This window comes from Ramlibacter sp. (genome assembly GCF_035548915.1).
GTDB lineage: Bacteria > Pseudomonadota > Gammaproteobacteria > Burkholderiales > Burkholderiaceae_C > Ramlibacter.
Map to the genome: position 1 here is coordinate 88,292 of NZ_DASZSE010000028.1, position 11,511 is coordinate 99,802.

Consider the following 11,511-nt stretch of genomic DNA (forward strand, 5'->3'; position numbering starts at 1 on the left):
GCCGCATGATCGATCTCCCCAAGGACACCCGGCAGCAGGCGGTCTCCTCCATCGAGCGGTACTTCCGCGAGAACATGGACGAGCGGATCGGCAACGTGGCCGCGGCCGGGCTGCTCGGCTTTTTCCTCGAAGAGATCGCACCCGCGATCTACAACCAGGCGGTACGCGACGTGCAGGAGAAGTGGCGCTTTCGCGTGGACGAGCTCGACTGCGAAGTGCACGAGGAGGAGTTCCAGTACTGGAGAAAATTCGACAAGGCGCCGGGGCGGCGCCGATGAACACGAGGGCTTCGGCTCTGTCCGATGCGACGCGCCGAAGCGTGCGCATCGGCGGCGCCTGCGGCTTCTGGGGCGACAGCGCCGCGGGCGCGCCGCAGCTCGTCGCGTCGGGGATGATCGACTACCTCGTGTTCGACTACCTCGCCGAAACCACGATGGCGATTCTCGCGGCCGCGCGATCGAAACATCCCGAACTCGGCTACGCCACCGACTTCGTCGATATCGCCATGCGAGCCGTGCTGCCCGAGGTGTGTTCGCGCGGCATCAAGGTCGTCGCCAACGCGGGCGGCATCAATCCGAAGTCGTGTGCCGATGCGCTGCAGGCGCTGGCCGCCTCGATGGGCCTCTCGCCGCGCATCGCGGTCGTCGACGGCGACGACGTGAGCGCGCTCATGCCCGCGCTGCGCGACGAGGGCGTGCGCGACATGTTCACCGGCGAGCCCCTTCCCACCCGCGTGTCGAGTGCCAACGCCTACCTCGGCGCGTTGCCGGTGGCGCGCGCGCTCGCCGCGGGGGCCGACATCGTCATCACCGGGCGCGGCGTCGACAGCGCCGTGACGCTCGGCGCGCTGATCCATGAATTCGGCTGGTCGGCTCGGGACTACGACCGGCTCGCGGGCGGCAGCCTCGCCGGACACATCATCGAATGCGGCTGCCAGGCGACGGGCGGCCTCTTCACCGACTGGGATCGCGTGCCCGACTGGGCGCACATCGGCTACCCCATCGTGGAATGCGCGGAAGACGGCAGCTTCGAGCTCGTGAAGGCGCCCGCGACCGGCGGGCTCATCGATCGCGCCTGCGTGGCCGAGCAGATGCTCTACGAAATCGGCGACCCGGGCGCGTATCTGCTGCCCGACGTGACCTGCGACTTTCGGCAGGTGCGCATCGAACAGGCCGCACCGGACCGCGTGCGCGTCTTCGGCGCGCGCGGACGCGCGCCTTCCGCGACGTACAAGGTGTCCGCGACGCAACTGGACGGCTGGCGCTGCGCGGGGACGATCGCGGTGGTTGGCATCGATGCCGCGCGCAAGGCGCGCCGCACGGGCGAAGCCATCGTCGAGCGCACGCGCGCAATGCTGCTGGCACAAGGCATGGCGGACTACGCGAACGTGCAGATCGAGCTCTTCGGTTGCGAATCGCTCTACGGCGCCCATTCCCGCACGAGAGGGTCGCGCGAAGTCATGGTGCGCGTGGTGGTCGATCACCCCGAAAAGCAGGCGCTCGCCCTCTTCGCGCGCGAGGTCGCACCGGCCGGCACGTCATGGTCGCCCGGCACGACGATGGCTTCGGGCGGTCGGCCATCGCCCTCGCCGCTCGTGAAGCCGTTCTCGTTCCTGCTCGCCAAGTCGCGAGTGCCTGTGCGCGTGCGCATCGGCGAGGATTCGCTCGACGTGGAGACTGCGCACGGCGTGGCCGTGGTCGAACCCGCGGCATCCCTCGCGCCACCCGCGGCGTGGATCGACCCCGTGGGCGAGGCGCAGGTCGAAGTGCCGCTCGTGAAACTCGCCTGGGGCCGCAGCGGCGACAAGGGCGACATCTCCAACATCGGCATCGTCGCGCGGCGCGCGGAATGGCTGCCGCTCCTGTGGGCGCGCCTCACCCCGGAGGCCGTGCGGGAGCGGTTCGCGCACATGGTGCGCGGGCGCGTCGAACGATTCCATCTGCCTGGCACGCATGCCATGAACTTCATGCTGCACGCGGCGCTCGCGGGCGGCGGGCCCGCGTCGGCGCGCTTCGATCCGCTCGGCAAGGGCAACGCGCAGATTCTGCTCGACATGCCAGTGCGCGTTCCGATGTCGATCGCCGATCAGCTCGGCACTTGCTGATCCGAAGCGGCCGCGCCCGACGCGGCCCATGGCGTCCCGTCGCTAAACTCGAACCATGCGGACATACATGGTAGGGGGCGCCGTTCGCGACGCCCTGCTGGGCTTGCCGGTGAACGACCGCGACTGGGTCGTCGTCGGCGCGACGCCGCAGCAGATGATCAGCGCCGGCTTCCTGCCGGTGGGAAAGGACTTCCCGGTGTTTCTTCATCCGCACACGAGGGAAGAGCACGCGCTCGCGCGCACCGAGCGCAAGACCGCGCGCGGCTACCACGGCTTCGCGTTCCACGCGGAGCCCGACGTCACGCTCGAAGAGGACCTCGCGCGGCGCGACCTCACGATCAACGCGATGGCCCGCGACGAACAAGGGCGGCTCGTCGATCCGTTCGGCGGCCGCGCGGACCTCGAGCGCAAGGTGCTTCGCCACGTGACGCAGGCGTTTCGCGAGGACCCGGTGCGCATTCTGCGCGTGGCGCGCTTCGCCGCGCGGTTTTCGGACTTCGCCGTCGCCGCCGAGACGGTGGAATTCATGCGCGAGATGGTCGCGGCCGGCGAGGTGGACGCGCTGGTGCCCGAGCGCGTCTGGCAGGAACTCGCGCGCGGGCTCATGGAAGCCAAGCCCTCCCGCATGTTCGAGGTGCTGCGCGAATGCGGTGCGCTCGCCCGGCTGCTGCCCGAGGTGGATCGCCTGTGGGGCGTGCCGCAGCGAGCCGACTATCACCCGGAGGTCGACACCGGCGTTCACCTCATGATGGTGCTCGACATGAGCGCGCGGCTTGCCGCGCCGCTGGCTGTGCGCTTTGCCTGCCTCACGCACGATCTCGGCAAGGGCACGACGCCCGCCGAAGTGCTGCCGCGCCACGTGGGGCACGAGCAGCGCAGCGTGGCCTTGCTGCAAGGCGTGTGCGATCGGCTGCGCGTGCCTTCCGAATCGCGCGAACTCGCGCACGTGGTCGCGCGCGAGCATGGCAACATCCACCGTTCGAGCGCCTACGGCGCGGCGGCGATCGTCCGGCTGCTGGAACGCTGCGACGCGCTGCGCAAGCCGCAGCGTTTCGAGCAGGCATTGCTCGCTTGCGAATGCGATGCGCGCGGCCGCCTCGGACTCGAAGAGGAGCCGTATCCGCAGCGCGCACGGCTGCTGGCCGCGCTGGCAGCGGCGCAGCAGGTGCCCACCGCGCAGATCGCGGCGCAGGCGCAGGAACGTGACGTGACCGGCCCGCGCATCGGCAAGCTGATCCACGAGGCGCGCGTGCACGCGGTGGAGCAGGCGCTTTCCGCGTGAAGCGGCCGCTGCGTCACACAAGAAGCGCCAGCGCGGCGTAGTCGCCTACCCGGTCCGCGAGTCCCGCCGCAACCAGTTCGCTGCCGGCCGTGAGCGCTGGGAAATGCCGTTCGACTTCGGCCTGCAGTCGCGGCAGCAGGTAGGCCCGGTGATGGAAGAAGACGCTTCCGCCCAGGCTCACGCGCTGCAGGTCGAGGATGGCCACGAGGTTGTACAGGGCGCGTCCCATCACGCGGCACAGCTCCTCGACCGTCGCCTCGGACTTCGCGTCGCCCGCCTGCGCCTGCTGAAGCAACGTCGCCGCATCGGCGCCGAAGCGCCGCGCGACCGAATTGCCGGCGACGAGCGCCTCGACGTCGCCCACATTCCCGCAGCCGCAGAGCGCCTCGTCGTTGTCGCTCACGAACATGTGGCCGCCGTGCCCCGCGTTGCCGTTCTTGCCGCGCAGCACGCGGCCGTCGACGCACACGCCCATGCCGATGCCCGTGCTCCACGTGACGTAGGCGCAGTGCTCGAAGCCCTGCAGCGCGCCCCAGCGGCGCTCGGCCTCCAGTGCCGCCACGCAATCGTTTTCCACGCGCACTTCGGCAAATCGATGGCGCAACGGCGCTTCGAGCAAGGCGGTCGTCCAGTCGTTGGGCAAGCCGCGGTCCGGCCCCGCGAGGCCGCCGCAGATGTTGGGCGCGGCGATCTCCACGAGCCCCGCGCGCAGCACGAACGGCCCGCACGACGACACGCCTGCGCGCTGCACCGTGCCGGGGGCGACGCCCGCTTCGGCGCAGGCGTCGTCCACCATGCGGATGACTTGCCGCGCGAGCGCGCCGCTATCCCCGACCTTGGCGGTGGGTTCGCTGCGGCGCGCGAGGAGGTCGAGCCCGGCGCCGGTGTTGAGGCTCACCGCGACTTTGGTGCCGCCGATGTCGATGCAGGCTTTCATACGTACTTCGCGATCGCGCCGGCCAGCATGCTGAGGAGAATCGTCGAGGTGAAGGGCACGAACACCTCGCGGCCGAAGAGCCTGAAGCGCAGGTCGCCCGGCAGCTTGCCGAAGCCGAGCTTCTGCAGCCACGGCGAGAACCAGCCGATGAGCATCAGCGCGAGAAAGACGACGATGAACCAGCGGATCATGGAATTCGCAGTGTGCCGAAATTCGGCCTCAGAGTGTGTGGCTGCGGTCGCCTTCGCGAAAGCCCACCGCGTCCCAGTAGGCGCCCTTGTGCAGCGCGAGCACCTTGAAGAGTTCGCCCATCTCGTGCTCGGCCATGAGGCGAAGCGCGGCCGCGCGGTCGGCGAGCGTCGCGTCTTCGAGCCGCTGCACGAGGCCGCAGTTCACGAGAAAGCGGCCCTGCGTCGCGTAGCCGAGCGTCTTCAGCCCCGCCTCCTGCGCCGCGAGCGCGATGCCGGTGAAGTTCACGTGCGCGGTGATGTCCTTCAGGCCGATGCCGGAAAGCGGATCGGCATCGGCCATGTGCGCGCGATGACACATCAGCGTGCCCGCGCTGCGCTGAGGGTGGTAGTACTCGGCTTCGGGGAATCCGTAGTCGATGAAGAAGGCGGCCCCGCGTTCGAGCCGCTCGGCCAGCGTGCGAATGAAGGCTTCGGCCATCGGATGGATTTCGGTCACGTAGTCGTGATCGCCCTCGATCTGCACGGGCGGGCGCAGCGCCGTCGGTCGATCGGCCCACGCGAAACCGGTCGACACACCGCGTTCATGCCATACGCCGCCCTTGCGCGCGATGAGCTTCACCGGCACGGCATCCAGCACCTCGTTGCCCACGATCACGCCCGAGAATCGTTCGGGCAGCTGGCTCACCCACTGCACGCGCTCGCCGTGCGCGGCGAGCGCCTCCTGCTGGCGCGCGCGCAGCGCCGCGGACACTTCGACGATGCGGTAGTGCCGCACGGGCAGTGCCGCGAGCAGCTCCTTCGCGAGCGCGCCGGTGCCGGCGCCGAATTCCCAGAGCTCGTCGGTGACAGTGCGCTCGAGCGCTTCGGCCAGCTGCACGGCGAGCGTGCGGCCAAAAAGCGGCGACATCTCGGGAGCCGTCACGAAGTCGCTGCCCGACGACGGCATGGCCCCGAACTTGCGGCCGTCGTTGGCGTAGTAGCCGAGGCCAGGCGCGTAGAGCGCGAGGGTCATGAAGCGATCGAACGGCAGCCACCCCTCGGCCCGGACGATCGTCCGCTCCAGCAGGGATGCGAGCGCCGTCGTTACACTCGGTGCGTCATCGGTCATCGCCGGATTGTCCCCGAACGAGCGAAACGCCCGCGACTTCTCCCTCAAGCCAGGAACCGAAAGTCATGACCAAGGCCGGCACTCAGATCCTCACGCTCACCGGGCTCAGGTTCGACGCGAACGTAGGCATCCTCGATCACGAGAAGACCGCACCGCAGCCGATCCTGGTGGATGCCGAGCTGAACCTCGGCACGCAGCCGCTCGTGCCGCGCGACGACGACATCACGCACGTGCTCGACTACCGCAAGGTGCGCCGCATCATCATCGACGAGTGCACGGCGCAGCACGTGAACCTGCTCGAATCGCTCATCGGCAAGCTCTGCAATCGACTCATGCAGCTTCCCGGCGTGCTCGGCGTGCGCGTGCGCATCGCGAAGCTTCGGATCTTCGACGATTGCGAGGTGGCGATCCGGATGGAGACCGGGCTCTGGTGACGCCCGTTGTGCGAATGACCCTGAGGGCGCATAGGAGAAATTCCTAAGGCGCAAGGCTTGCGGGCGCGCACGATATGCCCTATGGATCACAAACCTCTGCGCGCGCTGCTGGTGGATGACGACCCGCTGGTGCGCGAACTCGTCGCCCTGTGGCTCGAAGACCTGGGCTTCGCGGTCACGCAGACGGATTCGGCGACTCGGGCTTTGCCGATCCTCGACGAGCGGGTGTTCGACCTGGTCGTGGCGGACGTGAACCTCGGCGACAAGCTCGACGGCTTCGAGCTGGCCGTCGCCGTCGCCGACCGGCAACCCGACGCGCGGGTCCTCTTCATTTCGGCGAAAGCCTGGGGAACGCCCCAGACCGAGGAGCCGGACACGACTTTCCTGCACAAGCCGTTCACCGAAGCGGAACTGGCACGATCGGTGCGCTTCGTGCTCGCCGACGACAAGCGGATCGCCAATCCTGCCTGACCTCGGCTGACCCCGGCCGACCCCGTCCGCCCCGCTTCGCGCGCGACGCCGTGGGCGACGCGAAGCGGCAGTCTCTAGAATCGCCCGCATGCCGCAAGACGCCCCCGCGCGAGCTCGCCTTTGCGCCGCGAAATTCGTCGCCCACAACATTCCGCTCGCGCCCGGCCTTTGCACGCGGCCGGGCGAGCCGCTCATCGGCGAGTCGCCGCGCACGAAGGCCATCCACGACGCCCTGCGCCTTTTCGTGCCCGGGGGTGCCGGCGGCAAGACGGCCGTGGACCTCGGTTGCCTCGAAGGCGGTCTCACCTACGAGCTGTGGCGCGCGGGCCTGCGCGTAGTGGGCGTCGAAGCGCGCGAGGACAACCTCGAGCGGTGCCTGCTCGTGCGCGACTGGTTCGATGCCGCGGGCGCGATGGAATTCGTGCGGTCCGACGTGCGCGAGTTCCGGCCCGGCGCCGCATTCGACGTGGTGCTCTGCTCGGGCCTGCTGTACCACCTGGACGACCCGGCCGGCTACATCGGCGAGCTGGGTCGCCTCGCCGCGCCGGGGGGCCTTCTCTATCTCGACACGCACGTGGCGCCCGAGGACGCAGACCTGCCCGAATGCAACTTCCGCGCCGCGCTGTCGCCCTGGAAGACGCGCCTGCACGAGGGGCTCGCCATCCGCTACCGCGAATACGCGGAGGACATCACGAAACCCGAGTCGTCGGTTGGAAATCCGGTGTCGCTCTGGATGGACATCGCGTCTCACGTGGAGCTGCTGCAGCGCGCGGGGTTTTCGCGCGTGTTCGAAATGCACGGCTGGTTCGGCGCGGGCGAAATGGATCTGAAGCGGCGCTTCGCCCGGCACTACTGGGCCTGCATCAAGCAAGCATGATCCATCCGAGGCACCGCCCGCGTCTCGCGGCCGCATCCGCCCTGGGATTCGTCTCTTTTTTCCTGTTGCCGCCCGGCTGGCCTTTCGTCACGCGCGCCCTCGTCGCCTGGAACGCCGGCGTGTGGTGCTATCTCGCCCTCATGGGCTGGCACATGCTGCGCGCGAGCGCGGCGCAGTTGCGCGAGATCGCGCAGCAGGAAGACGCGAGCACGGCGACCATGCTCGCCGTCTTGTCGGCCGCCGCCATGCTGAGCGTCGCAGCGATCGTGCTGGAGCTCGCGGCCACGCGCGGCAACAGCGCGGCGCAGGCGCTGCCGCACTACGGGCTCACGATCCTCACGATCCTCGGCTCGTGGCTCCTCGTGGGCGTGATCTACACGTTCCACTACGCGCATCTTTTCTACAGCGCCGACGCGTCGAGCCGGCCGCTGCGTTTTCCCGACGATCCGCAGCACCCGCGCTACATCGATTTCCTCTATTTCTCGTTCACCATCTCGGTGGCGGCGCAGACGGCGGACGTGTCGGTGCTCTCGAGCACCATGCGTGCGGCGGTACTCGCGCAGTCGGTGCTCGCGTTCCTCTTCAACGTCGCGATCCTCGGCCTCACGATCAACATCGCGGCCGGGCTGGTGGGACAATGACGGCCATGAGCGCAGTCTTCATCGAACGCCGGCACAGGATCGAGCGCGAAACCCACAAGCTCGAAAAGCGCCTGTGCCGCCTTGTCGGCCAGGCGATCGGCGACTACACCATGATCGAGCCGGGCGACAAGGTGATGGTGTGCCTGTCCGGCGGCAAGGACAGCTACTCGCTGCTGGACATCCTTCTGAAGCTGCAGCAACGCGCGCCGGTCGCGTTCGACATCGTGGCGGTCAACCTGGATCAGAAGCAGCCTGGCTTTCCGCAGCACGTGCTGCCCGACTATCTGAAGTCCATCGGCGTCGCGTTTCGCATCGAGGAGCAGGACACTTACTCCATCGTGAAGGACAAGATTCCCGAGGGCAAGACGATGTGCAGCCTCTGCTCGCGGCTGCGACGCGGCATCCTGTACCGCGTCGCGAGCGAGCTGGGCGCAACGAAGATCGCGCTCGGCCACCACCGCGACGACATCCTGCAGACGTTTTTTCTCAACATGTTCTTCGGCGGCAAGCTGAAGGCCATGCCGCCGAAGCTCGTGAGCGACGACGGGCGGCACGTCGTCATCCGGCCGCTCGCCTACATCCCCGAAAGGGACCTCGTGCGCTGGGCCGAACACCGGCAGTTCCCGATCATTCCCTGCACGCTCTGCGGCTCGCAGGAGAACCTGCAGAGAAAGCAGGTCGGCGCCATGCTGCGCGAGTGGGAGCGCCAGCACCCCGGCCGCGTGGAAAACCTCTTCTCGGCGTTGCAAAACGTCGTACCTTCCCACCTGGCCGACGGAACGCTGCACGATTTCCGGGGTCTGACAGCCATGGGCGTGCCGGACGCGAACGGTGACAAGGCTTTCGACGTGGATGAGTTCCCGGCTGTGCCGGCACTGCCCGCGCTTCAGGTCGTCAAGCTCTGAGGCTTGCCTTCGCCAAAGGGGGCGGCCTCTTCGGAATGGAGGAACGTATGCGTCCCATCACGCGCCTCGCGTGCGCTGGCCTCATGGCCACCGCGGGCCTGCTCGCGGGCTGCGCCACGGGCTACAAGCTCGACAACCAGGTCCAGTCCTTCTCCAGCCTGCCCGCGGCGGCGTCGCAGCTCAGCTACCGGTTCGACCGCACGCCTTCGCAGCAGGCCGATCCCAACCAGGCTCAGCTCGAGGCTTTCGCCGATCAGGCGCTGTTCCAGGCCGGTTTTCGCCGTAACGATGCCGCGCCGCGCTTCGCGGTGCAGGTGACGGCGCGCGTGCAGCCGATGCTCTCGCCCTACGCCGATCCGTGGGATCGCTTCGGCTGGGGTTTCGGCGGATGGGGCTGGGGCCGCCACGGCGGGCTCGGGATCGGATTCGGCACGCGGCTCGGCGATTCACCCTGGTACCACCGCGAAGTGAACGTGATCGTGCGCGAACTCGCGTCGAACAAGGTGGTCTACGAAACCCGCGCGGTCAACGACGGGCCCTGGCTCGATAACACTTCCGTGTTGCCCGCGATGTTTCATGCCGCCTTGCAAGGCTTCCCGAATCCCCCGCAGGGCGTGCGCCGCGTGGACATCCAGGTGGGCGGCGAGAAGAAGGCGGCTGCTTCCTGACAATCCGTCACGCACTCTCCTTGCAATCCGGCGGGTCTCCATACAATGGGTGGTTATGGAAGCCACCCGCATCATTGCCGTCCGGCATGGTGAGACTGCCTGGAACGTGGACTCCCGGATCCAGGGGCAGATGGATGTCGAGCTCAACGACACGGGCCGCTGGCAGGCGCGCCGCGTGGGTAGCGCGCTCGCCGGCGAGCCGGTGACGGCCGTTTATTCGAGCGACCTCGGCCGCGCGCACGAGACCGCGCGCTGCATCTCCGAACGCCTCGGTGTCCCGGTGATCCCGCACGAGGGCTTGCGCGAGAGGCGCTTCGGCCTCTTCGAGGGCCGCACGTTCGACGAGATTCGCGAGACGTGGCCCGAGGAGGCGCACAACTGGCGGCAGCGCCTGCCCGAATGGCAGCCACCGGAAGGCGGCGAGTCGCTGATCGAGCTGCGCGAGCGCGTGGGCCGCACCGTGCACGAACTCGCCTCCCGTCATCCGGGCGAACAGATCGTGGTGGTGTGCCACGGCGGCGTGCTCGACACCTTGTACCGCATCGCCACCGGCCAGGAAGTGAACTCGCCGCGCACCTGGCAACTGCCGAACGGCGCGATCAATCGCTTGCTGTGGACTCCGCAGGGCTTTACGCTGGTCGGCTGGTCCGACACCCAGCACCTGGACGACGATGCCCCTGCCGACGAAAACACCTCTTTCTGATTCGCTCAAGCAGATCCTGAAGCAAGGCGTCGACGCGATCGACACGCCCGCACTGGTCGTCGACATCGACGCCATGATGCGCAACCTCTCGCGCATGGCCGAATTCGCGAAGAAGCACGACATCCGGTGGCGGCCGCACGCGAAGATGCACAAGAGCTCCGCCCTCGCCAAGCTGCAGATGCAGGCGGGCGCCGTGGGCGTGTGCGTGCAAAAGACCGCGGAGGCCGAAGCGATGGTCGCGGGCGGCGTGAACGACGTCTACATCAGCAACGAGGTGATCGCGCCGCACAAGCTGGCCCGCGTCGCCGCGCTCGCTCATCGGCTCGCCGCGGACAACGGACAGCTCGCGATCGCGGTCGACAGCATGGAGGGCATCCGCCGCCTCGCGCAGGCGATGAACGATGCCCGCCATGCGGCCGGCAACGCCGCGGTGATCGACGTCTTCGTGGAGATCGACGTCGGCCAGGGCCGCTGCGGCGTCACGCCGGGGCGGCAGGCCGTGGACCTCGCGCAGGAGATCCGGCGTCACGCGGCGTTGCGCTTCGCCGGGCTGCAGGCGTATCACGGCCGCGCGCAGCACGTGCGCAGCGCGCAGGAAAGGCGCGACCTGATCAGCGTGGTGGTGCAGGACGTGACCTTCACGCGCCGCCTGATCGAGGCCGAGGGCATCCCCGTGGAACTCGTGACCGGCGCGGGCACCGGCAGCATGGTGTGCGAATCCGCGAGCGGCGTCTTCGGGGAGCTGCAGGCGGGCTCGTTTCTCTTCATGGACGTCGACTACGCGCTGAACGAACGCGATCCGGCGCAGCCGCACTTCGAGCACGCCCTTTTCGTGAAGAGCCAGGTGATCAGCACCGGCTTGCAGCACGCGGTGTGCGATGCGGGGCACAAGTGCCATGCGATCGACTCGGGGCTGCCCCGCGTCGTGCCGCTCGAGGACGGCGCGCAGCTCGAATACGCCAATGGCGGCGACGAGCACGGCATCCTGAAGCCGCGCGACCCCGCGCAGCGGCTGGCGAGGCTCGGCGAAATCGTGTGGCTCGTGCCCGGGCACTGCGACCCCACCGTGAACCTGCACAACCACATGATCGGCGTGGCGGGCGGCCTGAAGCAGGGCCGCGTGGAACGTATCATCCGCGTGGATGCACGCGGCGCGCTTACCTGAGCCGGTTGCGCAGGTGGGGTAGCCG

At 68.5% G+C, this 11,511-nt stretch carries 14 protein-coding genes; 11 read left to right on the top strand and 3 right to left on the bottom strand.

All coding sequences use genetic code 11. The annotated features are described in order from the left end of the window. The first annotated feature begins 5 nt into the window (after window positions 1–5). Genes VHA82_RS09090 through VHA82_RS09100 form a run of 3 tightly spaced genes read left to right on the top strand, consistent with a single transcriptional unit; the run spans window position 6 to window position 3,386 of the window. Window positions 6–278, top strand: a complete 273-nt coding sequence (locus VHA82_RS09090) for a DUF2164 domain-containing protein (RefSeq protein WP_325542691.1) — start codon at window positions 6–8, stop codon at window positions 276–278. Beyond that, window positions 275–2,104 (top strand): acyclic terpene utilization AtuA family protein, encoded by a 1,830-nt coding sequence (locus VHA82_RS09095; protein ID WP_325542693.1) that lies wholly within the window; start codon window positions 275–277, stop codon window positions 2,102–2,104. The genes VHA82_RS09090 and VHA82_RS09095 overlap by 4 nt, the downstream gene beginning before the upstream one ends. A 55-nt stretch (window positions 2,105–2,159) precedes the next feature. Further along, a complete protein-coding gene (locus VHA82_RS09100) occupies window positions 2,160–3,386 on the top strand; it encodes a multifunctional CCA addition/repair protein (protein ID WP_325542695.1) in 1,227 nt (408 codons plus the stop codon). A gap of 13 nt (window positions 3,387–3,399) precedes the next feature. Here VHA82_RS09100 and VHA82_RS09105 read toward each other — a convergent pair whose 3' ends face one another. Genes VHA82_RS09105 through VHA82_RS09115 form a run of 3 tightly spaced genes read right to left on the bottom strand, consistent with a single transcriptional unit; the run spans window position 3,400 to window position 5,622 of the window. After that, on the bottom strand, window positions 3,400–4,323 hold the full coding sequence (locus VHA82_RS09105) for an ROK family protein (RefSeq protein WP_325542697.1): 924 nt from the start codon (window positions 4,321–4,323) through the stop codon (window positions 3,400–3,402). Then, entirely contained in the window at window positions 4,320–4,514 is a 195-nt protein-coding gene (locus VHA82_RS09110; protein ID WP_325542698.1) for a DUF2905 domain-containing protein, read from the bottom strand. Before VHA82_RS09110 ends, VHA82_RS09105 begins: the two co-directional genes overlap by 4 nt. Before the next feature lie 28 nt (window positions 4,515–4,542). Next, on the bottom strand, window positions 4,543–5,622 hold the full coding sequence (locus VHA82_RS09115) for a class I SAM-dependent methyltransferase (protein WP_325542700.1): 1,080 nt from the start codon (window positions 5,620–5,622) through the stop codon (window positions 4,543–4,545). Window positions 5,623–5,687: 65 nt separating this feature from the next. Here VHA82_RS09115 and VHA82_RS09120 point away from each other — a divergent pair, with 65 nt between their 5' ends. The 8 genes from VHA82_RS09120 to VHA82_RS09155 all read left to right on the top strand — a co-directional run bounded on the left by VHA82_RS09120 (window position 5,688) and on the right by VHA82_RS09155 (window position 11,486). Further along, window positions 5,688–6,056, top strand: coding sequence for a dihydroneopterin aldolase (locus VHA82_RS09120; RefSeq protein ID WP_325542703.1), 369 nt, complete (start codon window positions 5,688–5,690; stop codon window positions 6,054–6,056). An 81-nt stretch (window positions 6,057–6,137) separates the two neighbouring features. Beyond that, window positions 6,138–6,527 (top strand): response regulator, encoded by a 390-nt coding sequence (locus VHA82_RS09125; RefSeq protein WP_325542705.1) that lies wholly within the window; start codon window positions 6,138–6,140, stop codon window positions 6,525–6,527. A gap of 88 nt (window positions 6,528–6,615) precedes the next feature. Continuing rightward, a complete protein-coding gene (locus VHA82_RS09130) occupies window positions 6,616–7,404 on the top strand; it encodes a class I SAM-dependent methyltransferase (protein WP_325542707.1) in 789 nt (262 codons plus the stop codon). Further along, window positions 7,401–8,045 (top strand): DUF1345 domain-containing protein, encoded by a 645-nt coding sequence (locus VHA82_RS09135; protein ID WP_325542708.1) that lies wholly within the window; start codon window positions 7,401–7,403, stop codon window positions 8,043–8,045. The genes VHA82_RS09130 and VHA82_RS09135 overlap by 4 nt, the downstream gene beginning before the upstream one ends. Window positions 8,046–8,050: 5 nt before the next feature. After that, complete coding sequence (gene ttcA, locus VHA82_RS09140) at window positions 8,051–8,950, top strand: tRNA 2-thiocytidine(32) synthetase TtcA (RefSeq protein WP_325542710.1); 900 nt, start codon at window positions 8,051–8,053, stop codon at window positions 8,948–8,950. A gap of 47 nt (window positions 8,951–8,997) precedes the next feature. Continuing rightward, the gene (locus tag VHA82_RS09145; RefSeq protein ID WP_325542712.1) at window positions 8,998–9,618 is read left to right on the top strand and encodes a DUF4136 domain-containing protein; all 621 of its coding nucleotides are present in this window, start codon (window positions 8,998–9,000) and stop codon (window positions 9,616–9,618) included. A gap of 55 nt (window positions 9,619–9,673) precedes the next feature. Beyond that, window positions 9,674–10,321 (top strand): histidine phosphatase family protein, encoded by a 648-nt coding sequence (locus VHA82_RS09150; protein WP_325542714.1) that lies wholly within the window; start codon window positions 9,674–9,676, stop codon window positions 10,319–10,321. Continuing rightward, window positions 10,290–11,486 (top strand): DSD1 family PLP-dependent enzyme, encoded by a 1,197-nt coding sequence (locus tag VHA82_RS09155; protein WP_325542716.1) that lies wholly within the window; start codon window positions 10,290–10,292, stop codon window positions 11,484–11,486. Before VHA82_RS09150 ends, VHA82_RS09155 begins: the two co-directional genes overlap by 32 nt. Window positions 11,487–11,511: the final 25 nt, after the last annotated feature.

Bases quoted from the DNA above. Each gene is read 5' to 3' on its own strand.
- VHA82_RS09090 (WP_325542691.1), top strand. From the start codon at position 6: ATGATCGATCTCCCCAAGGACACCCGGCAGCAGGCGGTCTCCTCCATC.
- VHA82_RS09095 (WP_325542693.1), top strand. From the start codon at position 275: ATGAACACGAGGGCTTCGGCTCTGTCCGATGCGACGCGCCGAAGCGTG.
- VHA82_RS09100 (WP_325542695.1), top strand. From the start codon at position 2,160: ATGCGGACATACATGGTAGGGGGCGCCGTTCGCGACGCCCTGCTGGGC.
- VHA82_RS09105 (WP_325542697.1), bottom strand. From the start codon at position 4,323: ATGAAAGCCTGCATCGACATCGGCGGCACCAAAGTCGCGGTGAGCCTC.
- VHA82_RS09110 (WP_325542698.1), bottom strand. From the start codon at position 4,514: ATGATCCGCTGGTTCATCGTCGTCTTTCTCGCGCTGATGCTCATCGGC.
- VHA82_RS09115 (WP_325542700.1), bottom strand. From the start codon at position 5,622: ATGACCGATGACGCACCGAGTGTAACGACGGCGCTCGCATCCCTGCTG.
- VHA82_RS09120 (WP_325542703.1), top strand. From the start codon at position 5,688: ATGACCAAGGCCGGCACTCAGATCCTCACGCTCACCGGGCTCAGGTTC.
- VHA82_RS09125 (WP_325542705.1), top strand. From the start codon at position 6,138: ATGGATCACAAACCTCTGCGCGCGCTGCTGGTGGATGACGACCCGCTG.
- VHA82_RS09130 (WP_325542707.1), top strand. From the start codon at position 6,616: ATGCCGCAAGACGCCCCCGCGCGAGCTCGCCTTTGCGCCGCGAAATTC.
- VHA82_RS09135 (WP_325542708.1), top strand. From the start codon at position 7,401: ATGATCCATCCGAGGCACCGCCCGCGTCTCGCGGCCGCATCCGCCCTG.
- ttcA (WP_325542710.1), top strand. From the start codon at position 8,051: ATGAGCGCAGTCTTCATCGAACGCCGGCACAGGATCGAGCGCGAAACC.
- VHA82_RS09145 (WP_325542712.1), top strand. From the start codon at position 8,998: ATGCGTCCCATCACGCGCCTCGCGTGCGCTGGCCTCATGGCCACCGCG.
- VHA82_RS09150 (WP_325542714.1), top strand. From the start codon at position 9,674: ATGGAAGCCACCCGCATCATTGCCGTCCGGCATGGTGAGACTGCCTGG.
- VHA82_RS09155 (WP_325542716.1), top strand. From the start codon at position 10,290: ATGCCCCTGCCGACGAAAACACCTCTTTCTGATTCGCTCAAGCAGATC.